Annotated in this window: 23 protein-coding genes and 1 pseudogene; 5 read left to right on the top strand and 19 right to left on the bottom strand. The window is 71.2% G+C overall.

Annotated features, from left to right (window positions below):
- Positions 1-50: 50 nt before the first annotated feature.
- Together mqnE and Q3Y56_RS20130 are read right to left on the bottom strand one after the other, a co-directional pair.
- Positions 51-1,214 carry an aminofutalosine synthase MqnE gene (mqnE, locus tag Q3Y56_RS20135; RefSeq protein ID WP_304465698.1) on the bottom strand — a complete coding sequence of 388 codons (1,164 nt, stop codon included), beginning with the start codon at positions 1,212-1,214 and terminating at the stop codon, positions 51-53.
- Between the two features lie 69 nt (positions 1,215-1,283).
- Positions 1,284-1,739, bottom strand: a complete 456-nt coding sequence (locus tag Q3Y56_RS20130; protein ID WP_304463271.1) for an Lrp/AsnC family transcriptional regulator — start codon at positions 1,737-1,739, stop codon at positions 1,284-1,286.
- Between the two features lie 113 nt (positions 1,740-1,852).
- On the opposite strand from Q3Y56_RS20130, the gene Q3Y56_RS20125 reads away from it, so the two are divergent.
- On the top strand, positions 1,853-2,002 hold the full coding sequence (locus Q3Y56_RS20125) for a hypothetical protein (protein ID WP_304463270.1): 150 nt from the start codon (positions 1,853-1,855) through the stop codon (positions 2,000-2,002).
- Here the strand turns inward: Q3Y56_RS20125 and Q3Y56_RS20120 are convergent.
- Genes Q3Y56_RS20120 through Q3Y56_RS20110 form a run of 3 tightly spaced genes read right to left on the bottom strand, consistent with a single transcriptional unit; the run spans position 1,999 to position 5,089 of the window.
- Entirely contained in the window at positions 1,999-2,715 is a 717-nt protein-coding gene (locus Q3Y56_RS20120) for a UbiX family flavin prenyltransferase (protein WP_304463269.1), read from the bottom strand. The genes Q3Y56_RS20125 and Q3Y56_RS20120 overlap by 4 nt on opposite strands.
- Positions 2,716-2,738: 23 nt before the next feature.
- Positions 2,739-3,641, bottom strand: a complete 903-nt coding sequence (mqnP, locus tag Q3Y56_RS20115; protein ID WP_304463268.1) for a menaquinone biosynthesis prenyltransferase MqnP — start codon at positions 3,639-3,641, stop codon at positions 2,739-2,741.
- Complete coding sequence (locus Q3Y56_RS20110) at positions 3,638-5,089, bottom strand: menaquinone biosynthesis decarboxylase (RefSeq protein WP_304463267.1); 1,452 nt, start codon at positions 5,087-5,089, stop codon at positions 3,638-3,640. The genes mqnP and Q3Y56_RS20110 overlap by 4 nt, the downstream gene beginning before the upstream one ends.
- A gap of 115 nt (positions 5,090-5,204) precedes the next feature.
- Between Q3Y56_RS20110 and Q3Y56_RS20105 the strand changes: the two genes are divergently transcribed.
- A complete protein-coding gene (locus Q3Y56_RS20105) occupies positions 5,205-5,573 on the top strand; it encodes a PLD nuclease N-terminal domain-containing protein (RefSeq protein WP_304463266.1) in 369 nt (122 codons plus the stop codon).
- Positions 5,574-5,623: 50 nt separating this feature from the next.
- Here Q3Y56_RS20105 and Q3Y56_RS20100 read toward each other — a convergent pair whose 3' ends face one another.
- The 9 genes from Q3Y56_RS20100 to hemL form a co-directional block, all read right to left on the bottom strand.
- Entirely contained in the window at positions 5,624-6,661 is a 1,038-nt protein-coding gene (locus tag Q3Y56_RS20100) for a CU044_5270 family protein (RefSeq protein WP_304463265.1), read from the bottom strand.
- Positions 6,658-7,332: an RNA polymerase sigma factor gene (locus Q3Y56_RS20095; RefSeq protein WP_304463264.1), complete on the bottom strand. Its 675-nt coding sequence runs from the start codon at positions 7,330-7,332 to the stop codon at positions 6,658-6,660. Before Q3Y56_RS20095 ends, Q3Y56_RS20100 begins: the two co-directional genes overlap by 4 nt.
- A gap of 55 nt (positions 7,333-7,387) precedes the next feature.
- A complete protein-coding gene (ccsB, locus tag Q3Y56_RS20090; RefSeq protein ID WP_304463263.1) occupies positions 7,388-8,482 on the bottom strand; it encodes a c-type cytochrome biogenesis protein CcsB in 1,095 nt (364 codons plus the stop codon).
- Positions 8,479-10,374 (bottom strand): cytochrome c biogenesis protein ResB, encoded by a 1,896-nt coding sequence (locus Q3Y56_RS20085; protein ID WP_304463262.1) that lies wholly within the window; start codon positions 10,372-10,374, stop codon positions 8,479-8,481. Before Q3Y56_RS20085 ends, ccsB begins: the two co-directional genes overlap by 4 nt.
- A gap of 3 nt (positions 10,375-10,377) precedes the next feature.
- Positions 10,378-11,136 carry a cytochrome c biogenesis CcdA family protein gene (locus tag Q3Y56_RS20080; RefSeq protein WP_304463261.1) on the bottom strand — a complete coding sequence of 253 codons (759 nt, stop codon included), beginning with the start codon at positions 11,134-11,136 and terminating at the stop codon, positions 10,378-10,380.
- Between the two features lie 5 nt (positions 11,137-11,141).
- Positions 11,142-11,753: a TlpA disulfide reductase family protein gene (locus Q3Y56_RS20075; RefSeq protein ID WP_304463260.1), complete on the bottom strand. Its 612-nt coding sequence runs from the start codon at positions 11,751-11,753 to the stop codon at positions 11,142-11,144.
- Positions 11,754-11,808: 55 nt separating this feature from the next.
- Positions 11,809-13,011 carry a hypothetical protein gene (locus tag Q3Y56_RS20070; RefSeq protein WP_304463259.1) on the bottom strand — a complete coding sequence of 401 codons (1,203 nt, stop codon included), beginning with the start codon at positions 13,009-13,011 and terminating at the stop codon, positions 11,809-11,811.
- A gap of 214 nt (positions 13,012-13,225) precedes the next feature.
- Entirely contained in the window at positions 13,226-13,951 is a 726-nt protein-coding gene (locus Q3Y56_RS20065; protein ID WP_304463258.1) for a histidine phosphatase family protein, read from the bottom strand.
- An 8-nt stretch (positions 13,952-13,959) separates the two neighbouring features.
- Entirely contained in the window at positions 13,960-15,282 is a 1,323-nt protein-coding gene (gene hemL, locus Q3Y56_RS20060; protein ID WP_304463257.1) for a glutamate-1-semialdehyde 2,1-aminomutase, read from the bottom strand.
- 266 nt (positions 15,283-15,548) lie between these two features.
- On the opposite strand from hemL, the gene Q3Y56_RS20055 reads away from it, so the two are divergent.
- Entirely contained in the window at positions 15,549-15,986 is a 438-nt protein-coding gene (locus tag Q3Y56_RS20055; RefSeq protein WP_304463256.1) for a hypothetical protein, read from the top strand.
- Positions 15,987-16,163: 177 nt separating this feature from the next.
- Here the strand turns inward: Q3Y56_RS20055 and Q3Y56_RS20050 are convergent, their stop codons facing one another.
- The 3 genes from Q3Y56_RS20050 to Q3Y56_RS20040 all read right to left on the bottom strand — a co-directional run bounded on the left by Q3Y56_RS20050 (position 16,164) and on the right by Q3Y56_RS20040 (position 19,224).
- On the bottom strand, positions 16,164-17,387 hold the full coding sequence (locus Q3Y56_RS20050; RefSeq protein ID WP_304463255.1) for an NAD(P)/FAD-dependent oxidoreductase: 1,224 nt from the start codon (positions 17,385-17,387) through the stop codon (positions 16,164-16,166).
- Positions 17,388-17,555: 168 nt separating this feature from the next.
- Complete coding sequence (gene sigJ, locus Q3Y56_RS20045) at positions 17,556-18,608, bottom strand: RNA polymerase sigma factor SigJ (RefSeq protein ID WP_304463254.1); 1,053 nt, start codon at positions 18,606-18,608, stop codon at positions 17,556-17,558.
- Positions 18,609-18,696: 88 nt separating this feature from the next.
- Positions 18,697-19,224 (bottom strand): cupin domain-containing protein, encoded by a 528-nt coding sequence (locus Q3Y56_RS20040; RefSeq protein ID WP_304465697.1) that lies wholly within the window; start codon positions 19,222-19,224, stop codon positions 18,697-18,699.
- 101 nt (positions 19,225-19,325) lie between these two features.
- Between Q3Y56_RS20040 and Q3Y56_RS20035 the strand changes: the two genes are divergently transcribed.
- A complete protein-coding gene (locus Q3Y56_RS20035) occupies positions 19,326-19,658 on the top strand; it encodes a YnfA family protein (RefSeq protein WP_304463253.1) in 333 nt (110 codons plus the stop codon).
- A gap of 85 nt (positions 19,659-19,743) precedes the next feature.
- Here the strand turns inward: Q3Y56_RS20035 and Q3Y56_RS20030 are convergent, their stop codons facing one another.
- On the bottom strand, positions 19,744-20,352 hold the full coding sequence (locus tag Q3Y56_RS20030) for a PepSY domain-containing protein (RefSeq protein WP_304463252.1): 609 nt from the start codon (positions 20,350-20,352) through the stop codon (positions 19,744-19,746).
- A gap of 280 nt (positions 20,353-20,632) precedes the next feature.
- On the opposite strand from Q3Y56_RS20030, the gene Q3Y56_RS20025 reads away from it, so the two are divergent.
- Positions 20,633-21,397 carry an SDR family oxidoreductase gene (locus Q3Y56_RS20025; RefSeq protein ID WP_304463251.1) on the top strand — a complete coding sequence of 255 codons (765 nt, stop codon included), beginning with the start codon at positions 20,633-20,635 and terminating at the stop codon, positions 21,395-21,397.
- A 126-nt stretch (positions 21,398-21,523) separates the two neighbouring features.
- Here the strand turns inward: Q3Y56_RS20025 and Q3Y56_RS20020 are convergent.
- Positions 21,524-22,716, bottom strand: a pseudogene (locus Q3Y56_RS20020) (RtcB family protein).
- Positions 22,717-22,820 lie beyond the last annotated feature (104 nt).

Genomic DNA, 22,820 nt, shown 5'->3' with positions numbered 1-22,820 from the left:
CGGTGGTCACACCCGTACGGCGCGGCGCGGGTCCCGGGCGGAGGCCGGGGTCACACCCGCATCGGCTGCGGGGACTCGCGGCGGGCCGGGTCCGGGCCCTCGTACTCGCGGATGACCTCGTACCGCGTGTTCCGCTCCACCGGGCGGAAGCCCGCGTCGCGGATCAGTTCCAGCAGGTCGTCGCGGGTGAGCTTGTTCGGCGTGCCGTAGTTGTCCGCGTCGTGGGTGATCTTGTACTCGACGACCGAGCCGTCCATGTCGTCCGCGCCGTGGTTCAGCGCGAGCTGGGCCGTCTGCACGCCGTGCATCACCCAGAAGACCTTCACGTGCGGAACGTTGTCGAACAGCAGCCTGGAGACCGCGAAGGTCTTCAGCGCCTCCGCACCCGTCGCCATCTGCGTCCGCGCCTGGAGGCGGTTGCGGATCTTGCCGTCCTTCATGTCCACGAAGTCGTGCTGGTAGCGCAGCGGGATGAAGACCTGGAAGCCGCCGGTCTCGTCCTGGAGCTCCCGGAGGCGCAGGACGTGGTCGACCCGGTGGCGGGGCTCCTCGATGTGGCCGTACAGCATGGTGCACGGGGTCTTCAGACCCTTCTCGTGCGCCAGCCGGTGGATGCGCGACCAGTCCTCCCAGTGGGTGTCGTGGTCGACGATGTGCTGCCGCACCTCCCAGTCGAAGATCTCCGCGCCGCCGCCGGTGAGGGACTCCAGGCCCGCGTCGATCAGCTCGTCCAGGATCTCGCTCGCGCTCAGGCCCGAGATCTTCTCGAAGTGGTGGATCTCCGTCGCGGTGAACGCCTTGAGCGAGACGTTCGGCAGCGCCGCCTTCAGCTCGCGCAGCGAGCGCGGGTAGTAGCGCCAGGGCAGGTTCGGGTGCAGGCCGTTGACGATGTGCAGCTCGGTGAGGTTCTCCCCCTCCATCGTCTTGGCGAGGCGCACGGCCTCCTCGATGCGCATCGTGTACGCGTCCTTCTCCCCCGGCTTGCGCTGGAAGGAGCAGTACGCGCAGGACGCGGTGCACACGTTCGTCATGTTGAGGTGGCGGTTGACGTTGAAGTGGACGACGTCACCGTTCTTACGTGTCCGCACCTCGTGGGCCAGCCCGCCCAGCCACGCCAGGTCGTCGGACGCGTACAGGGCGAGGCCGTCCTCACGGGACAGCCGCTCTCCGGCGCGAACCTTCTGCTCGAGCTCGCGCTTGAGTCCCACATCCATCGATGCAGATGCAGTCATGCGGCCGCCGCCTCCCATATGTCTGCGTTTCGGGTCTTGACGAGCCTAGCCCTAGACGTTTTCGGGAAGTTCGCCGACCCGGTTCTCCCACTTCGTGGAGAGCACGATCGTGGTCCGCGTGCGCGAGACGCCCTTGGTGGCGGACAGCCGCCGGATGATGCGCTCCAGGCCGTCCACGTCGGACGCCCGCACCTTGAGCATGTAGGAGTCGTCGCCCGCGATGAACCAGCAGTCCTCGATCTCGGCCAGCTCGCGCAGCCGCTGCGCCACGTCCTCGTGGTCGGTGGCGTCGGAGAGCTGGATGCCGATCAGGGCCGTCACGCCCAGGCCGAGGGAGGGCGCGTCCACGGTGGCGCGGTAGCCGGTGATCACGCCGGCCGCCTCCAGGCGGTTGATCCGGTCCGTGACGCTCGGGCCGGAGAGGCCGACCAGCCGGCCGAGCTCCGCGTATGAGGCCCTGCCGTTCTCCCGGAGGGCCTGGATGAGCTGCCTGTCCACCGCGTCCATATGCCTGGAGCCTTCCATTGTTCTGCGATCTCACCGATTTACATGTAGAATCTAAGGCATCAGGGCCCGATGCCCTGTAAATCTTTCAAGCGATCAACGTCGATCCTCAGGAGATGAGTCCTACCGTGTACACGATCGAGATGGCCTACGCCCGCATGCGCGAGCTGCAGGAGCTGGCCAACCGCTCGCGTGCCCATCAGCCCGCTTCGGCTTCCCGCCGTACCCGCGCCGAGAAGCGCGCCGCGGCCAAGAAGAAGCGCTAGCCCTCCCCCCGGGAGCCGCCGCCACCGCGCAGCTCCCCTTCCCATCGGCGGTACAACTTGTGCGGCACGTCGGCCGCGTCGAGCACCCGCCCGGCGACGAAGTCCACCAGATCCTGGATGCGCGTCGCCCCCGCGTAGAACGCCGGCGAGGCGGGCAGCACCACGGCGCCCGCCTCGTCCAGCGCCACCAGATGCCGCAGCGTCTGACCGTTCAGCGGGGTCTCCCGCACCGCGACCACCAGCGGCCGCCGCTCCTTGAGCGTCACGCTCGCCACCCGCTGGAGCAGGTCCTTCGACAGGCCGAGGGCCACCCCGGCCACACACGCCGTGCTCGCCGGGACGATCAGCATCCCTTTGACGGGATACGAACCCGACGACGGGCCCGCCGCCAGGTCCCCGGCCGCCCAGTGCCGCACACCCGACACATCCACCTCGTACGCGTCGGGGGTGCCGTCCGCGCCGCGCGCCAGCCACGCCCGCAGGTCCTGCTGCCAGTGCGCGTCCCGGAACGCGATCCCCGTCTCGTCCAGCAGCGTCAGCCGCGACGCCCGGCTGACCACCAGGTCCACGGCCTCGCCCGCCCACAGCAGCCCGCGCAGCACCGAGGCGGCGTACGGCGTCCCTGACGCTCCGGAGACACCCACCACCCAGGGGCGGCGCGGCGGCGCCCCCGCACGGTCCGGACTCTGGCTGTGCTGTTCACGCGGCTCCACAGGCCGAGCCTATCCGGCGGCGGTCATGCGTTGAGTCCGCGCACGAGCAGGTCCAGCAGCGCGCACACGAACAGCGCGATGCCGACGAAACCGTTGACCGTGAAGAAGGCACGGTTCAGCCGCGACAGGTCGTGCGGACGGACCACGGTGTGCTCGTAGACGAAGGCCGCGGCGACGACCAGCAGGCCGAACCAGAAGAACGCTCCCGCACCCGTGGCCAGCCCGTACCAGGCCAGCAGCGCGGTGGTCACGGCATGGCAGCCGCGCGCCCCCCACAGGGCGGCCGGGATGCCGAAACGCGCCGGAACCGACCCGACGCCCTGCTCCCGGTCCGTCTCCACGTCCTGGCAGGCGTAGATCAGGTCGAAGCCGCCGATCCAGACGCCGACGGCCAGCCCGAGGATCACCGCGTCCCAGGACCAGGCCCCGGTGACCGCGAGCCAGGCGCCGACCGGCCCCATGGCCTGGGCGAGGCCCAGGATGGCCTGCGGGAAGTTCGTGAACCGCTTGCCGTACGGATAGACCACCATCGGGACCACGGCGACGGGCGCGAGCGCCAGGCACAGCGGGTTGAGCAGGGCGGCCGCGCCCAGGAAGACGGCCAGCGCGATCAGCGCACCGGTCCACGCGGACCGCACGGAGACCGCGCCCGTGACCAGTTCGCGGCCGGCGGTGCGCGGATTGCGCGCGTCGATCTCGCGGTCGATGATCCGGTTGGCGGCCATCGCGAACGTCCGCAGGCCCACCATCGCGACGGTCACCAGGAGCAACTCGCCCCAATGGACGCGCTCGTCGTCCGCGAACATCGCGGTCAGGGCGGCGATGTAGGCGAAGGGCAGCGCGAAGACCGAGTGCTCGATCATCACCAGGCGCAGGAAGGCCCTGGTGCGCCCCGGCTGGGGCACGGCGGCGGCCGAGGCGCTCACAGTCCGTACTCCTTCCAGCGGCGCGACACGCGATCGGCCGTATCCGGGTCCGACTCGACCATCTCCGGCCAGCCGCCGTCGCGGGTGTAGCCCTCCTCGGGCAGCTTCCTCGTCGCGTCGATGCCCGCCTTGCCGCCCCAGAACTGCTGGTACGAGGCGTGGTCCAGATGGTCCACCGGGCCCTCGACGACGGTCAGGTCGCGCGCGTAGTCGGTGTTGCCCAGCGCCCGCCAGGCCACCTCGTGCAGATCGTGCACGTCGCAGTCGGCGTCGACCACCACGATCAGCTTGGTCAGCGACATCATGTGCGCGCCCCAGATCGCGTGCATCACCTTCTGCGCGTGCTTGGGGTACTTCTTGTCGATCGAGACGATCGCGCAGTTGTGGAAGCCGCCCGCCTCCGGCAGGTGGTAGTCCACGATGTCCGGCACGATGATCTTGAGCAGGGGCAGGAAGAACCGCTCCGTGGCCCGCCCCAGCGGCCCGTCCTCGGTCGGCGGGCGACCGACCACGATGGACTGGAGCAGCGGCCGTTCACGCATCGTCACGCAGTCGATGGTCAGCGCCGGGAAAGCCTCCTGCGGGGTGTAGAAGCCCGTGTGGTCCCCGAACGGGCCCTCCGGCAGCGTCTTCCCCGGCTCCAGCCAGCCCTCCAGCACCACCTCGGCGTGCGCCGGGACCTGGAGCGGCACGGTCTTGCAGTCGACCATCTCCACCCGCTTGCCCTGGAGGAATCCCGCGAAGAGGTACTCGTCGATGTCGCCGGGGAGCGGCGCGGTGGAGGCGTACGTCACGGCCGGCGGGCAGCCGAAGGCGATGGCCACGGGCAGCCGTTCGCCGCGCCGCGCCGCCACCTGGTAGTGGTTGCGGCTGTCCTTGTGGATCTGCCAGTGCATGCCGATGGTGCGCCGGTCGTGGCGCTGGAGGCGGTACAGGCCCAGGTTCCGCACCCCGGTCTCGGGGTGCTTGGTGTGGGTGAGCCCCAGGTTGAAGAACGACCCGCCGTCCTTCGGCCAAGTGAACAGCGCCGGGAGCGCCTCCAGGTCCACCGCGTCCCCCCGGAGGACGACCTCCTGGACGGGCGCGTCCTTGACCTTCTTCGGCGGCACGTGCGCCATGCTGCCGAGCTTGCCGAACGCCTCCCGCATCCCGCCGAAGCCCTGCGGCAGCTCCGGCCTGACCAGCCCGCCGATCTTCTCGGTGATCTCGTCGTACGAGCGCAGGCCCAGGGCCTTGAGCAGCCGGCGGTCGGTGCCGAAGACGTTCATGGCCAGCGGCATCGACGAGCCCTTGACGTTCTCGAAGAGCAGCGCCGGGCCGCCCGCCTTGTTCACCCGGTCGGTGATCTCGCCGACCTCCAGGTACGGATCGACTTCGACCTTCACACGCTTGAGGTCGCCTTCCCGGTCAAGAGCCCGCAGAAAGGAACGAAGATCGCCATAAGCCATGCGGTCCAGTATCCGCCATCGCCCGTGACCGGCCGACGTCGGGCGCGGTCTACCCTGGTGCGGAACCCCGGGCCGTAGTTCCGGGCCCGCTCACCACACGCAGGGGGACGGCTCCATGCTCCGAGTGCTGCTGATTCTGGTACCGCTGGCGCTCAGCATCTACGCGTTCATCGACTGCATCACCACCGACGAGCAGGACGTCCGCCACCTGCCCAAGCCCATCTGGGCGATCCTGGTGCTGCTCTTCCCGGTCGTCGGCTCGATCTCGTGGCTGATCGCCGGGCGGCAGCGGACGCTCGCCGCGGGCGGCGGCGGGGGCATCGGCCGGGGCGGGCGGCGCGGCGGCTGGGTCGCGCCGGACGACAACCCGGAGTTCCTCAAGTCCCTGAACGACCGGCAGGGCAAGGACACCAAGGGCGACGGGACCGACGAGGGGCCGCGCCGCAAGGACGACGGCCCCGAGGACGCCCCGCCGGCCGGCTGAACCCCCGTATCAGCCGACCGGGCAGGGATCGACGCGGCGCGTGCGCCGCGTCAGCTCTTCACGGTGCGCGGGAGCTGACCCGCCTTGTCCACCACGGCCCGCTCCAGCACGGCGGTGGTGCCCAGCACCTGGCCGGGCTCGGCGCCGAACTCGTCGTTGATCGCGACGCTGCGCTCGCCGAGGTACTCCATCGTCTTCTTGTCGAAGATCCATTCGTGGCGGGTGCTGTGGTCACGCGAGTCGATCCGAGCGACCCCCACCCCGTGTCGGCCGGTCGCGTCCACCGCGTCCGGCACCACGACGACGCCCGGGATCCGCGCGGCCGCCCGGTAGAGGGCGGCGCTCACCTTCGGCGGCATCAGCGACTCCTTGATGAGGTCGCCGACGAGGACGAACGCGGCCTGGTCCGGCTCGACGTCGCTGTCGTTCTTCTCCACCGTGGCGTAGAGCCACTTCACCATCTCGTCGGGATCGGTGGGGAGGGTCTGGAGGTGGCGGTAGGTGGTGGACATGTCGTATCCGGTCTCGCCCGGGCCGGCCTCGGGCTCCAGCCGTTCGTTCTCGTTGGTCTCCACACCGGGCTCGCGGAGGAGCCCCCAGCGGGAGCCGTCCACCGACTCCCAGATCTCGCGGCGGTGCAGCGGGTCGAGGCGGGGCGCCTTGTCCTTGAAGGTCTCCACGAAGGCGACCGTGCTGCGGATGTAGACGAACTGGTCGTCGCGGATGCCCCCGACGGCCTTCGACTTCTCGGCGACGGTCGCGATGCGGGACAGCACCTCGGGCGCGTTGTCCTTGGTGTCCGCGTTGACCCGCGGCGCGAAGGCGTAGGTGGCCTTGCCGTCCCGGCCGACCTGCACGCCCTCGCCGTCGTCCATGCCCGTCACCGCCATCCCCGCGACCACCGCGAACGCGAGGGCGCCCGCGAGGGCGGGGCCCACGACGGCCGGGCGCAGCCACGCCCTGCGGGTGCGGGGTTCTTCGGCGGTCTTCGCCTCGGACTGCCGGATCTCGCTCATCAGGTGCTCCTTGAGGAGTCGGTGACGGCCCGGCGGGAGGTCGCGCTCGGGGAGCGGCGGGATGTCGTTCATCGGTTTCCCTCCTGGATGGGCCTGGCCGCGGAGGTGCGGCCATCTCTCACCTGTGCGCGGCGGCGGCCGGGTTCCCGGTTCTTCTGCGCCGCGTTCTTCTCCACCGCCGCGGCGAGCTTCTTGCGGGCCCGGGACAGCCGGGACCGCACCGTGCCCACGGGAACGCCGAGCGCGTCGGCGGCGGCCGCGTAGTCCAGCCCGGACCACACGCACAGCGCGAGCACCTCGCGTTCGGGGCGGCGCAGCGCGTCTAACGCGCAGGTCACGGCGGCGAGCAGGTCGGCGTCGTCGATCCGGCCCGCGACCTCGTCGGCGAAGTCGCGGACGGCGGTGTCGCGGGGCAGCCGGGACAGCGCGGCGCTGTGCCGGCGGGCGGCGCGTCTGGTGTTGCGGACGGTGTTGGTCGCGATGCCCAGCAGCCAGGGCCGCAGGCTGCCGCCCTCGGCGTCGACCTTGGCACGCAGCCGCCAGGCCTCCAGGAAGGTCAGCGACACGACGTCCTCAGCCGTCGCCCAGTCACCCGTCAGCCGGAAGGCGTGGTTGTAGACGGAGCGGGCGTAGTCGTCGAAGAGCGTCGCGAAGGCGTCGGGATCGCCGTCCCGGATCCGAGTGCGCAGAGTCGTCGTCACGTCTGGAACTGTCCGTACGACGACGGCCGGTTCCCGTGACATGGGTCACAGGGGAACCGGCCGCAGGCGTACGGGACGTACGGGGCTCGAGGAGCGGTCAGACGTCGGCGTAGGAGTGCTTGCCGCTGACGAAGATGTTGATGCCGTAGTAGTTGAACAGGTAGCAGCCGAAGGCGATCAGCGCGAGGTACGCCGCCTTGCGGCCCTTCCACCCGGCGGTGGCGCGGGCGTGCAGGTAGCAGGCGTAGGCGACCCAGGTGATGAAGGACCAGACCTCCTTGGGGTCCCAGCCCCAGTAGCGGCCCCAGGCGGCCTCGGCCCAGATCGCGCCCGCGATGATGGTGAACGTCCACAGCGGAAAGACCGTGGCGTTGATGCGGTACGCGAACTTGTCCAGCGACGCCGCCGACGGGACCCGCGCCAGGACCGACTTCACGAACGGCCCGAACTGCTTGCCCTCGGGGTTCTCCAGCTGCGCCTCGTACCGGTCCCGGAAGAGGTACAGCAGGGTGGAGACGGCGGCGATGTACATCGCCGCGCCGCACAGGATCGCGCAGCTGACGTGGATCCACAGCCAGTAGGAGTGCAGGGCGGGAACGAGTTGGTCGGACTCGGTGTACAGCACGGAGACGGCCAGGCCCAGGTCCAGCAGGACGGTGGTGACCAGCGGCAGCCCGATCCAGCGCACGTTCTTCTTGAGCAGCAGCAGGACCAGGTACGTGCCGACCGCGACCATCGCGAAGGTCGTGGAGAACTCGTACATGTTGCCCCAGGGGGCCCGCTCCACGGACAGCGCGCGGGTGAGCACCCCGCCCGCGTGGAGGAGCCACGCCAGGGCGGTCAGGCCGACCGCGATCCGGCCGTACACGTCGCCCTGCTCGCTGGTGCCCGCGGCGCCCGGGCCGTCCGGGACGTCGCGGCTGCCCGCGGCGGAACGGGTGATCACCTTGGGGCGGTCCAGCACGGCGGTTCCGCCGCCCTGGCCGCCGACCGCGACCGTGACCTTCGCGGTCGCCGGCTTGGCGTCGGCGGCGGCCGCCGCCGCGGCGGTGCGGGCCACGGCGCTGCGGCTGCCGAACACCCACTCCGCGATGTGGGCGAGGAAGGCGAGGGTGTAGACCGCCATGGCCGAATAGACCAGCACATTGCTGTTCTCGGCCAAGCTTTCGTTGGCTGCGGCAGCGAGGTTCACGCGCGCGCTCCTTCGACGGGGTCAGCGGGGTCTGCGGGATCGTCGGAATCGGAACCGGGATCCTGATCGGCGGAATCGGGACCGGCATCCGGATCGGCGGGATCGGCCGGCTCGTCGGGGTCAGGGCCCGGATCCGGATCCGGTGCCGGGGGCGCGTCCGCCTGGAGGCTGACGGCCAGATCGGCGAGTTCCTCGGGGAGCTTGGCCGACTCGCTGCGGCCCAGCCCGGCCATCTCGACGACCGTCGTACCGTCGTCGGCCGCCACGGCCCGTACCCACACCCGGCGGCGCTGGATGAACAGCGAGGCGGCCAGGCCCACCACGGCCGCGACCGCGCCGAACAGGGCGCCGGAGTTGCCCGGCTTGTGGGAGATCTGGAAGGTGGCCCATTCCTTGACGCCCTCGAACTCCAGCGTTCCGGCGCCGTTCGGCAGCTTCATCGTCTGGCCCGGCTTGAGCGCGCTGGAGAAGGCCCTTCCCTTGCCGCCGGGCGCCTTGAACTGCTTCATCTTCGAGGTGTCGAGCCGGTAGACGTTCTGCGGCAGGCCGCTGTCGATGCCCAGGTTGCCGTGGTACGCGGTCAGGAACAGCATCGGGTTGTCGAGCGCGGGGAACTGGGACAGCATCGTGCCCGAGCTCAGGATCGCGGTCGGCGAGAAATACCCCTGGAAGGCCAGCTGGTCCTTCTTGCCGTCCTTGTCGCGGTAGTCCGGCACCTTGATGACCACGTTCTCGGTGAGGTTGGTGCCCTCCGCCGGCAGCGAGGCCACCGGCCCCCGGTACGCGATGTCGCCCGTGCCGTCCCGGACGGTGACCACCGGCGCGTAGCCGTGCCCGAGCAGGAAGACCTTGAAGCCCGCGACATCCAGCGGCTCGTTGACCTTGATGGAGGTCTTGTGCTTGGGGCCGTCGACGCCGTCCCGGTACGTCACGTCGGCGCGGAACGTCCGCGGGGTGCGCTTGTTCGGGCCGCTGCGCTCGTACGTGGCGGTGAACTCGTCCAGCCGGAAGCTGAAGGGGGCCAGGTCCTCGGCGTCGAACCACGGGCCGGACTTGATGTCGTCGTACTGGGTGAGGCTGTTGGTGAAGCCGTCGCCCTCCACGACCAGCTTGCCGCCCTCGGACTTCCACAGCTGGCCGACCGCGAAGGACACCAGCATCACGATCAGCGAGATGTGGAAGACGAGGTTCCCCGCCTCGCGCAGATAGCCCTTCTCCGAGGCGACCGCGTCACCGCTGGTCTGCGTACGGAAGCGGCGCCCCTTGAGCACCCGCTGGGCCGCCTGGAGCACCTGCTCCGGGTCGGCCTCGGTGCGCCAGGTGGTGTACGCGGGCAGCCGGGTCAGCCGGCGCGGCGCGGCCGGCGGGCGGCCCCGCAGCTGGCCGACGAACTGCCAGGTGCGCGGCACGATGCAGCCGATCAGCGAGACGAACAGCAGGATGTAGATCGCCGAGAACCACACCGAGCTGTAGACGTTGAAGAGCTGGAGCTTCTCGTAGATCGGCGTGAGCGTCTCGTGCCGCGCCTTGAAGTCGTCGGCCTTGAGCGGGTCGATGCCGGTCTGCGGGATCAGCGAGCCGGGGATCGAGGCGAGGGAGAGCAGGAACAGCAGCAGCAGCGCGACCCGCATGGAGGTCAGCTGGCGCCAGAACCACCGCCCCCAGCCGAAGACCTCCCGGCCGAACCACCGCGCGGCCCCGAGCGCGCCGGGCTGCCGGACCCCGCCGAAGGAGCCGGCGATGGCCCGGCCCGCATCCTCGGCCGGGGCCGTGGACAGCTGCGACCCGGCGGCGCCGAGGTCGCTGTCGTCGGACCCCTTGGCGGCGGGCTCCAGGTCTGCCCCCTCGGCGTCGGCCCCCTTGGCCGCGGCGTCCGTGTCGGTGGTGGTCATCGATCAGATCCCCGGGTCGAAGCCGTTGGTCCAAGTCTTCATGTCGGCGATCATGCTGTCCCACACACCGGTGAGGAGCAGCACGCCGACCGCCACGAGCATGCCGCCGCCGAGGCGCATCACCCACACGTAGTGCCGCTTGACCCAGCCGAAGGCGCCGAGCGCACGCCGGTAGGCGAGGGCGACAGCGATGAACGGCAACCCCAGCCCCAGACAGTACGCCGTGGTCAGCAGGGCACCGCGTCCGGCGCTCGCCTCTCTGAGCGCCAGCCCCTGCACGGCGGCCAGCGTCGGCCCGATGCACGGCGTCCAGCCGATGCCGAAGAGCGCGCCCAGCACCGGCGCGCCCACCAGGCCCATGGTGGGCTTCAGATGGAAGCGGAACTCACGCTGTCCGAACCGGCTGAACAGCCCCATGAACAGCAGGCCCATCACGATGGTGAGGACCCCGAGCACCTTGCCGGCCGTCTCCTGGTACCGGAGCAGATCCTGGCCGAACCATCCGAACAGCGCGCCCTGAGAGATGAAGACCGCGCTGAACCCGGCGACGAAGAGGGCGGCCCCGCCGAGCATCCGGCCGCGCTTGGCCTCGGCCAGGTCCGTACCGGCGACGCCGGTGACGTAACTCATGTAGCCGGGTACGAGCGGCAGCACGCACGGGGAGAAGAAGGAGATCAGTCCGCCGAAGGCGGCGACGGGGATGGCGAGCAGCAGGGCCCCGGACTCGACGGTCTCGGGGGCGGAGGCGGCGAGAGCGACCACGGCGGTCACTTCTCCGCGATCAGCGGATCGAGCATGTCGCGCAGGCTCTCCTCGCTCAGCGCCTTCAGCGCGCGGGCCGCGATGTTGCCGTCGCGGTCGAGGACGATGGTGGTCGGGATGGCCTGCGGGTTGAGGCTGCCCTTGGGGAAGCGCAGGGTCAGCTCGCCCATCCGGTCGTAGAAGCTCGGATAGCCGACCGAGAATTCCTTCTCGAACTTGATGGCGTTGGCCTGGTTGGGTTCACGGGTGTTGATCCCGACGAACTGCACATCCCGCTTGGTCTCCTTGGCGACCTTGGCGAGGTTGGGAGCCTCGGCCCGGCAGGGCGAGCAGGTGGAGTTCCAGACGTTCAGCACGACGATCTTGCCCTTGAAGGAGGAGACGTCGAGCTTCTCCCCGGCGAGCGTCTTGCCGTCCAGCTTGGGGCCGTGGCTCCGGTCGCTCTTGGCAACGGTCTCCACGCCCCCCTTGCCCTGGACGAACTTGGTCTCGGGAGATCCGCCCGACAGTCCCGAGCCGCAGGCGGACAGGGTCAGCGCGGCGGCCGCGGCCGCGATGGCCGGCACGGTGGCACGGCGGCGGTTCGCGAGGCGCCGGGGGGCGCGGCAGGCACTCATGTGAAAAGTTTCGCATGCGTGGTTTACGGATCTTCCGCACCCCCCTCCGGCGAGGTCAGCTGCGGCCGGTGAGCTTCTGGCCGACCCCGAATCCGCGCAGCTCGGCGAGGACCTGCGGGTCCTGCGCGTCGAGCCAGTCGCACAGCTGCCGGAAGGAGACCATCCGGACGTCCTTCTCGTCGGCGATGCGCTTGATCGTCTCCTCGACGGCGTCCATGTAGATGCCGCCGTTCCACTGCTCGAAGTGGTTCCCGATGAACAGGGGGGCGCGGTTGGTCTCGTACGCCCGCTTGAAGCCGTTGATGTACGCGTCGGTGGCCTGCTGCCGCCAGGCGGGGTAGTTGACCGGCGGAGCCTTGGTCGAGTTCTTCGACTGGTTGAACATCAGGTTGTAGTCCATCGAGAGCGTCTCGAAGGAGCGGAACGGGATCATCTGGAGCGGGAAGTCCCACAGACCCTGCTTCTTGGTCGGCCAGATCTGCAGGCCGCCCTTCGAGCTCGCGTCGTACCGCCAGCCGCGCTTCTTCGCCGTCGGCAGCAGGTTGTCCTGGCCGAGCAGGCACGGCGTACGGGCGCCGACCAGTTCCTTGCTGTAGTCGAAGGGCAGCGGTTCGAGGTCGGTGAAGCCGGTGTTCGTCTTCCAGTTGGTGACGAAGGACATGGCCTGCTCGATCTCGTCATCCCACTGGGCGGGCGTCCAGAACGCCACCGAGCCCTTGTTCAGGGCGCGGTCCTCGCCGCAGAAGTGGCCGTTGAAGTGGGTGCCTATCTCGTGGCCCTCCAGCCACGCCTCGCGCACGTTCTGCAGCGTCAGCTTGACGTTCTTGTCCTTGAGGAACTCGATGTCGGAGGCGCCGACGGCGTTGTTCGGCGGCCGGTACATCCGCCTCTTCGACTCGGGCAGCACGTACAGCCCGGAAAGGAAGAACGTCATCGCGGCGTCGTGGTCCTTGGCGAGCTTGCGGAACCGCGGGAAGAGGCCGTTGCCTATCTCGCCCGCCCCGTCCCAGGAGAAGACCACGAACTGGGGCGGCTTCTGGCCCGGCTCCAGCTTCTCCGGCGCGGGTGGCTGGTTCGGCTGCTTGCCGGTGTACTCGGTCGAGCCGTCGCCGATCGGCTTCGCCTGGGTCGTCTGACCCGGCTTGGCCCCGTCCTTGCCGGAGCCGGACGACCCGGAGGAGGAGCAGCCGGCGACGGACAGCGCCGCCGCCGCTCCTACCCCGAGTCCGAGCATTCCCCGTCGGCTGACATCGCGCATAACGGTCCCCATCGCATTCGTTGCACCTAAAGCCCCCCACTGGACGCCCAGTGAGAGGGGGTGACGAATGCCGGGGTTCCGCTCGCGGCCCCGAAAAATCGGAACAGTTCCGAACCGTCGACGCAGGGTCGCGGGTCCGTCGACGCAGCGTCGCGCGACGTCTTACGCGAGGTCGCGCGACGCCCACGCGAGGTCGCGCGACGTCGCCGGAGGGCTACGCGCCGAAGGCCTTCGACGAGCCCTGGGAGCCCTTGGCGGCCCCCTTGATCGCGCCCTTCCCCCAGCGCGGCTGCGCGCCCGCGAGCAGGTGCGCGGGCACCAGGTCACGGGCCGGCTCGGTGTAGCCGACCGAGACGATCTTGTCGCCGCGGAAGGTGAACGTGGTCAGGCTGGCCAGCGTGCACTGCCGCTTGCGCGGGTCGTGCCACAGCCGCCGCCGCTCGGCGAAGCTGCGCACCACCCAGATCGGCAGCTGGTGGCTGACGCAGACCGCCTCGTGCCCGCGCGCCGCGTCCCGTGCCGCGCCGAGCGCCGCCATCATCCGTACGACCTGCTCGATGTACGGCTCGCCCCAGGAGGGCCGGAACGGGTTGGTGAGGTACTTCCAGTTCGCCGGGCGCTTGAGCGCGCCGTCCCCGACACCGAAGGTCTTGCCCTCGAAGACGTTGCCGGCCTCGATCAGCCGCTCGTCGGCGGCGAGGTCCAGGCTGTGCGCCTTGGCGATCGGGGTCGCCGTCTCCTGCGCGCGCTCCAGCGGGGAGGCGACGACGTACCGGATGTCCCGGTCGGCCAGGTGCTCGGCGACCCGGTCGGCCATCCGCCGCCCCAGCTCGGAGAGGTGGTAGCCCGGGCGGCGGCCGTAGAGCACGCCGTCCGGGTTCTCGACCTCACCGTGGCGCATGAGATGGACGACGGTGATGTCGCTGTCGGTCTTTGTCATGTCACCCATCATTCACTGGCTTCGGCGGCGGCCCGCGCCGCGTCCGGCAGGGCGGCCGCGACGCGCTCCACGGCCCGCTCGTCGTGCGTCGTGGAGACGAACCACGACTCGAACGCGGACGGCGGGAGGTAGACCCCCTGGGAGAGCATCGAGTGGAAGAACGCGTTGAACCGGAAGCTCTCCTGCTTCTTCGCGTCGTCGTAGTTCCGGACCTCGTCGGCGGTGAAGAAGACGGAGAACATGTTCCCCGCCACCTGGAGCCGGTGCGCCACGCCCGCCTTGGACAGCGCCTCGGTCACCAGCCCGCGGATCTCGGTGGAGACCGCGTCGACCTTCGCGTACGCCGCGTCGTCGAGCAGCCGCAGCTGGGCCAGCCCGGCGGCGGTGGCGATCGGGTTCCCGGAGAGCGTGCCCGCCTGGTAGACGGGCCCGACGGGCGCCAGCTGCGCCATGACGTCGGCCCGGCCGCCGAAGGCCGCGGCGGGGAAGCCGCCGCCCATGACCTTGCCGAAGGTCATCAGGTCGGGGCGGACGCCGTCGATCCCGTACCACCCGGCCCGGGAGACCCGGAACCCGGTCATGACCTCGTCGGAGATGTAGAGGGCGCCGTTCTTCGCGCAGGCGTCCTTCAGCCCCTGGTTGAACCCGGGCAGCGGCGGGACGACACCCATGTTGCCCGGCGAGGCCTCGGTGATCACGCAGGCGATCTCGCCCGGGTGCGCGTGGAAGGCGGCATGGACGGCGTCGAGGTCGTTGTACGGAAGCACGATGGTGTCCCCGGCCTGGGCACCGGTGACCCCCGGGGTGTCCGGCAGCCCGAAGGTCGCCACCCCGGAGCCGGCCGCGGCCAGCAGGGCGTCCACGTGCCCGTGGTAGCAGCCCGCGAACTTGATCACCTTGGCGCGGCCGGTGAAGCCGCGCGCCAGCCGGATCGCCGACATCGTCGCCTCGGTGCCGGAGGACACCAGGCGCACCTGCTCCAGCGGCTCGATCCGGGCCACCATCTCCTCGGCGAGCGCGACCTCGCCCTCCCCCGGCGTACCGAAGGACGTGCCCCGGGAGACGGCGGCCTGCACCGCCGCGATCACCTCGGGATGCGCGTGCCCGAGGATCATCGGCCCCCACGAACACACGAGGTCGACGTACTCCCTGCCGTCGGCATCCGTGAGGTACGGACCCTCACCGGACACCATGAACCGGGGCGTACCGCCCACGGCGCGGAACGCGCGCACGGGGGAGTTCACACCGCCGGGCGTCACGATGGCCGCACGGTCGAAAAGCGTCTGCGAAACTGGTGCTGCGTACGGATAGGGATTGCTCACGCAAGCCATGGTGTCAGAGGCTGACGGGGACGTGCGTCCGGGCGTTTCACCGTCCGTACGCGGGGGAGGTCTCAGACACGATGATCGGGTCGCGCGGCAGGGGCCGCGCATCCGAGGACACGCAGTCGGGTGGAGATATGCATCGCGGTGGCGAACTGGGTGAGGGGACCGACGACCGGGGCCCCGAGGGTGCCCACTCCGGTCGCCCCAGACGCCATGGGCGGCACCGGCGAGAGGACGCGGGCAGCGCGACGAGGGGAAGCAGGGACGGCCGCATGGGGGTGACCTACAAGTACTTCGGCGCGCCCGACGGGGCCACCGCGGCACGGGTCCCCATCTCGATGCGCCCGGAAGAGCTCGGCGGCGACGAGCTCGGCATGGGCGGCATGTTCACCAAGATCAAGCCGGAGACGGTGGCCGCCATGGTCCTCACCGGCATAGAGGGCATACCCCTCCACAAGGTGCCGCCGCTCGAACTCGTCGTCCTGCACCCCGACTACGCGGTCGTCAAGCTGCCGATGACGGTCGTCGACCCGCTGCGCGGCGTCGGCGAGGAAGCGGTCGGCGCGGCGGCCTTCATCTGGTCCACGGTCCCCGACCGCGGCGGCCCCCGCGACGCGTTCACCGTCTACCAACTGCTGCACGAGTGGCAGGACTTCTCGCATCGGCTGCATGAGGCGGGGCATCAGGCGTACTGCCTGGTGTGGCCCTGACCTGGGGTTCTCGGGGTTCGGAGCCGAGACGCCGAGCTGGATCCCGCGCTTGCGGGATCCGGCCCTGTCAGCCAGCGGCCTACTCACTCCTACCTGCCCGACGTCCCCTACCGCACCACCTGTTGGACGCGCCCCGGCCGTGTCCGCCACCTGCTGCCCGGAACCGGGTGCCCCCGGTTACAGCCCGGCGCCCGCTGGTGTCCGCGCCTGGTTGGGGCGCGGGCCCCGGGGCGCGCTCGGCTTGGGGCGGCGGATCACCCTGACCGTGAACCGGCAGATGAACTCCTTGACGGCCGCCGCCTTGCGGCCGGCGAGGACCGCCCCCACCGGGCTGTCGTCGGCGCGGACGAACTGGACGAGCCCGTCGCGGCGCCCCAGGCTGATGCACTGCGATACGTAGCGCACCGCCAGCGGCCGGGGGTCGCGGCCGGACAACCGGGCCGCCACCGCGTCCGCGACCTGCACGCCCATCGGCAGCCCGGCCTGGCAGGACATGCGCGACGCGGGCCCGGGTGCGGGTGCGGTCGCCGCGTCCCCCACCGCGTAGACCTCCGGGTGGGACGTCGAACGCTGGGTGGCGTCCACGGCCATCCGCCCGTACCGGTCCACCGCGAAGCCCGCCTCGCGCGCCACGTGGGGCACCTGGAACCCGGCCGCCCACACCACCGTGTCCGCGGGCAGCCGCGCCCCGTCGGCCAGCACCAGACCGTGTTCGGTGACCGTCGAGACCGGGGCGTGCTCCCGTATCTCGACGCCCAGCCGGTCGAGGCCCCGGCGCAGATGCCGCCGCCCGCGCTCCGACACGCCGGGCGCGAGGTCGGCGTCGGTGACCAGCCGGACGCGCAGGCCCCGGTGGGTCTCGGCCAGTTCGGCGGCGGTCTCGACCCCGGTCAGGCCGCCGCCGACCACGGTCAGCGAACCCGCGGCCGCCCCCGGCGCCGCCAGCCGCTCGCGCAGCCGGACCGCGTCCTCGTACGTGGCCACGGACAGGGCGTGGGCGGCGAGGCCGGGCACCGCGGTGGTGGGGGCCGCGCTGCCCAGGGCGTAGATCAGCGTGTCGTACGGGAGGTCGTACGGCGGGGTGTCGTACGGCGGGGTGTCGGGGTGGTCGTACGGCGGCATGTCGCTCCGCTCGATCCGCACCGTACGAGCCACCGGGTCGACGGCGGTCACCGTGGCCACGACCAGGTCGACGCCGGTGCCCGCCAGCAGGTCGGCCAGCGGCAGATCCGGCAGCGGCTGCCCGGCGGCGAGCTGGTGGAGCCGGATCCGTTCGACGAACCGGTCCGTGGCATTGACGAGCGTGACGCGCACGTCGGCGGAGGCGAGCAGCCGCGCGGCCCGCTTGGCCGCGCCCAGTCCCGCGTACCCGGCGCCCAGAACCAGGATGTGGTGAGTCATCGATCCTCCCGTTCGAGTCGGTCCCTGCTTGAACCGGGCAGCGGGGTGATACGTGACAAGGGGCCGAGTGAAGCGGATCACACGGGGCGGGCGGCTCATGGCGCGCTGCCCATGACGTAGGGCCCATGGCGTACGGCCTATCGCGTACGGCCCATCGCGTACGGCGGCTCAGGCGAGCTGGGCCGCGGCGAACGCCAGCTTCCCGGGGGCGACGATCGTGTGGACGGCGACGACCTGCGCCTCCACGACCTCCGGCGCCATGACGGCGACGAGCGGGCCGCCCTCGCCCACCCTGAACGCCATCCCGAGGCCGCCGTTGACCTCGACGAACGAGGTCACCATGAGGGCCGCCTCCGGCCGCCGCCCCAGGCCGAGCAGGTAGCGCAGCACCTTGTCGCGGCCCGTGACCGGCCGCCGCGCCGCCGTCACCTCGCCGGCGCCGTCGGCCCAGACCACCACGTCCTCGGCCAGCAGCCGCTCCAGCCCTGCCACGTCGCCGTCGAGCGCCGCGGCGAAGAACCGCTGGACGATCCGGGTGCGCTGCGCCCCATCCACCGGAAAGCGCCGTCGCGGCTCCGGCTCGCCGAGGTGCTGCCGCGCCCGGCGGTGCAACTGCCGGGCATGCGCCTCCTGGACACCCAGGGTCTCGGCGACCTCCCGATGGCTGTACGCGAACGCCTCGCGCAGGACGAAGGCCGCCCGCTCGCTCGGCGTGAGCCGTTCCATGAGCGTGAGCAGCGCCATGGAGACGGATTCGCGCTGTTCGGCGGTCTCCAGCGGGCCGAGCGGCCCCGAACCGAGATCGGTGAGGACGGGCTCGGGCAGCCACGGGCCCACGTAGGACTCCCGCCGGACACGGGCGGAGGTGAGCTGGTTGAGGCAGAGGTTCGTGACGACCTTCGTCAGCCAGGCGGCGGGGATGCGGATGGCAGCCCGGTCGGCCGCGTCCCACCGCAGGTACGTGTCCTGTACGGCGTCCTCGGCCTCACTCGCGCTGCCGAGCAGCCGGTACGCGAGCCCGAACAGGCGCGGGCGATGGGCCTCGAACACGGCGACGTGCCCGTTCGGTGCGGGGTGCGCGTCCGGTGCCGGGTGCGCGTCCGGTGCGGGGTGCGCAGCCAGCGCCGGGTACGCGTCCGGTGCGGGGCGCGCGTCCGATGTCGGTTCGGCAGAGACTGCCGGGGCCTCATCGGACGGAACGTCAGCGGGGGTCCTCGCCATGGACGCAGCATCGCATGGGCGGACCGGCCGCATGCCGTGGGGCGCCCGGGAGGCCCCTACCAACCCCCGGGTGCGGAACGGTCCGGCATCAGCGGGTCAGCTCCTTGATACGGGCCGCTTCCCGCGGATAGCGCGCGACCAGTTCCGCCGCGTCGCCGTGCTCGTAGCCGTCGTAGGTGAAGCCCGGCGCCATGGTGCAGCCGAAGAACGACCACGTCCCGCCGTCGGCGACCCGCGCGCCCATCCACGTGCGGGCGGGGACGGTGAACTGCACATGCTGCCCGCCCAGTACGTCCCGGCCCAGCACGGCCGTACGGGAGGTGCCGTCCGGTGCCAGGAGCAGCAGTTCCAGCGGATCGCCGAGGTAGAAGTGCCAGACCTCGTCGCTAGGCAGCCGGTGCAGGGCGGAGAAGTCCCCCGGCTCGGTGGTCAGCAGCATGACGATCGCCGAACCCTCGGGCCGCCCGTCGAGCCGCTCGGGCCCCGCCCACATGCGTCGGAAGAGCCCGCCCTCCCGAGGCAGCGGCTCCAGCCCGAAGTACGCGGCGAGCGCGCCGGGCGTCGGCTCCAGCGTCGGCGTCGGCTCCAGCGTCGGCTCCGGCTCCGGTAACGGCATCGGCATCGGCTGAGGCGGCATGATCGTCCTTCCGCTCCGTCCCTTCCGCGCGGGGCGCCGGACGTGCGGCCACCCCAGCCCCGCCGCCGTACCCTCCTTCCATGCTCGTCGCCCGCTCCATCGCCCTGTTCGTCCTCGCCGCACTGTTGGAGATCGGTGGCGCCTGGCTCGTCTGGCAGGGCGTACGGGAGCACCGGGGGTGGGCGTGGATCGGCGCCGGGGCCGTCGCCCTGGGTGCGTACGGATTCGTCGCCACGCTCCAGCCGGACGCGAACTTCGGGCGGATCCTGGCCGCGTACGGCGGGGTGTTCGTCGCCGGTTCGCTGGCCTGGGGCATGGTCGCGGACGGCTACCGGCCCGACCGGTTCGATGTGGCCGGGGCGCTGATCTGCCTGGCGGGGGTCGCCGTCATCATGTACGCGCCGCGGGACTAGGGCGGCGGCCGGGACCAGGTCGTGGCCGGTGGGCCTACCCCCGCCCCGGCTCATCCCGGAGGGCAGAAGCCTGCGCGCTAGACGCCTACGTACCGGAAACCTGGGATACGGCGGCCCGGAGCACGGGCACCTGCGGCAGGGCCGGCCGGAGCACGGGCGCCTGGGGCAGGGAAGCCTGCGGCGCGGGGGCTTGGAGCCGGGTTCCTTGCGGGACCTGGCCCGCCGGGGCCTGGAGCCGACCGCCCTGCGCGACCTGACCCGCCGGGGCCTGCGGCCGAGCGCCTTGCGGGACCTGGGCCCCGGTGCCCAGCCGGTCGTCCTCCTCGTCCTCGTTCTCCTTCTCCACGCTCAGCACGACGCCGCTGTGGGCATCGATGATGGCCTCCCACACCCCGTCGCGCCGCTGGACCTCCACCTCCCAGACATAGCGCTTCCCTTCGGCCTCCCTGCCCCTGACCGCCTCGTACTCCAGCTCCGCCGCGATCGCCTTGCCGCCGACCTTGTGCTCGCCGATATGGGCGGCGGTGTAGACCGAGATGTATCCGGCGGCGTACGCGGTCGCCGGGGTGCCGGCCACCAGCGCCGCCGCGGCGGCGGCGACGCTCGCGCAGCCGGCACTCCAGCGGCGGAGCGCGCGGCGGGAAGAGGACGCGTGCGGAGGGTTCGACTGGGCCAAGGGGGCCATGGGGGCCATAGGGCTTCCTTTCTGCCGTGGGCGGAGCGATACGTAAATCGCCTCATATCAGACCCAGCAGAACCCTTCCCCGTCGGCATGCCGGCCCCGCGCGTTGTGCGACCGAGTGCCCCGATCGGCGGCAGCGGAAGCGTCCCGCCAGGCCGCGGCAAGCGTGCCGTCAAGCCGCGGAAGGGTCCCGCCAGGCCGCGGGAAGCCTCCCGGCCGGCCCCCGGGCGCGCCGTCATATCCTGCGTGTGGATCTCGAACGCCGCACCACCCGTCGCACGCTGGAGGGCCCATGACCACCCGTACCGCCGTCATCACCGGTGCGAGCAGCGGCATCGGCGCCGCCACCGCGCGGCAGCTCGCCGCGGCCGGCTTCCGGGTCGTCCTCACCGCGCGACGCAAGGACCGCATCCAGGCGCTTGCCGCGGAGCTGACCGACGCCGGGCACGAGGCGTCCGCGTACGCCCTGGACGTCACCGACCGCGCCGCCGTCGACGCCTTCGCGGCCGACGTCATCCGCTACGGCCCGGTGCACATCCTGATCAACAACGCGGGCGGGGCACTCGGCGCCGAGACGGTCGCGACCGCCGACCCCGCCGACTGGCGCACCATGTACGAGGTGAACGTCCTGGGCGTCCTCAACGTCACCCAGGCGCTGCTGCCCGCCCTCACCGCCTCCGGCGACGGCACGGTCCTCGTCCTGTCCTCCACCGCGGGTCTGGCCACCTACGAGGGCGGGGGCGGCTACGTCGCCGCCAAGCACGGCGCCCACGTCATCGCCGAGACGCTCCGGCTGGAGCTGTGCGGCTCCCCGGTCCGGGTGATCGAGATCGCGCCGGGCATGGTGAAGACCGAGGAGTTCGCGTCGACCCGCTTCCGGGGCGACGCGGCGAAGGCGGCCGCGGTCTACCAGGGCGTCGCGGAGCCGCTCGTGGCCGAGGACGTCGCCGACACCATCATCTGGGCGGTGACCCGCCCCTCCCACGTCAACGTCGACCTCCTGGTCGTACGCCCCCGAGCCCAGGCGTCCAACTACAAGGTCCACCGCGAGAGCTGACCTCACGACGGAAAGCGGCCTGAAAGCGGCGGAAAGACGGAAAGCCGACGGCCGGACGGTTCCCCGACCCCCGTACGGGGACACCGCCCGGCCCTGACCACCCACCGACCCGCCGACCCGGCGGGATCAGCCCTTCACGCAGACGACCTGCTTGAGCTTCGCGACGACCTCGACGAGGTCCCGCTGCTGGTCGATGACCTTCTCGATCGGCTTGTACGCGCCCGGGATCTCGTCGACCACACCCGCGTCCTTACGGCACTCCACACCGCGCGTCTGGGCCTCCAGGTCCCGCGTGGTGAAGCGCTTCTTCGCGGCGTTGCGGCTCATCTTCCGGCCCGCGCCGTGCGAGGCCGAGTTGAACGAGTCGGCGTTCCCCAGGCCGCGCACGATGTAGGAGCCGGTGCCCATCGAGCCCGGGATGATGCCGTAGTCGCCGCTGCCCGCGCGGATCGCGCCCTTGCGGGTCACCAGCAGGTCCAGACCGTCGTAGCGCTCCTCTGCCACGTAGTTGTGGTGGCAGGAGATGACGTTGTCGAACGTCGGCTTGGCCTTGGCGAACTCCCGCCGCACGACGTCCTGGAAGAGGCCCATCATGATCGCGCGGTTGTACTTCGCGTACTCCTGCGCCCAGAACAGGTCGTTGCGGTACGCCGCCATCTGCGGGGTGTCCGAGACGAAGACGGCGAGGTCGCGGTCGACCAGGCCCTGGTTGTGCGGCAGCTTCTGCGCCTGGCCGATGTGGTACTCGGCCAGCTCCTTGCCGATGTTGCGGGAGCCGGAGTGCAGCATCAGCCAGACGGAGCCCGTCTCGTCGAGGCAGACCTCGATGAAGTGGTTGCCCGAGCCGAGCGAGCCCATCTGCTTCGTGGCGCGCTCCTGCCGGAACCTGACGGCCTCCGCGACCCCGCCGAACCGCCCCAGAAGTCGTCCCACCCCGCCGTCGGGAACCCGTGCAGCCGGCCCGGGTCCACCGGGTCGTCGTGCATGCCGCGCCCGACCGGGATGGCCTGCTCGATCTTCGAGCGCAGCCGCGACAGGTCGCCGGGCAGGTCGTTCGCGGTCAGGGACGTCTTGACGGCCGACATCCCGCAGCCGATGTCGACGCCGACCGCCGCCGGGCAGACCGCGCCGTGCATGGCGATCACCGAGCCGACCGTGGCGCCCTTCCCGTAGTGGACGTCGGGCATCACGGCCAGGCCCTTGATCCACGGCAGCGTGGCGACGTTGTGGAGCTGCTGCATGGCCACGCCCTCGACCGTGGCCGGGTCGGCCCACATGCGGATCGGGACCCGTGCGCCGGGCACCTCGGTGTACGACATGGCTGGTTCATTCCCCCGTAGAAGACACAAAAGGCAAAAGTCGGGCTTACTGCCCGATGCGTGACACTGGACCGGCAGATGCGGCAGTACGTGCGATAGACATT

Source organism: Streptomyces sp. XD-27, assembly GCF_030553055.1.
In the GTDB taxonomy this organism is placed as follows: Bacteria; Actinomycetota; Actinomycetes; order Streptomycetales; family Streptomycetaceae; genus Streptomyces.
This window is presented reverse-complemented; position numbering and strand designations above follow the sequence as displayed.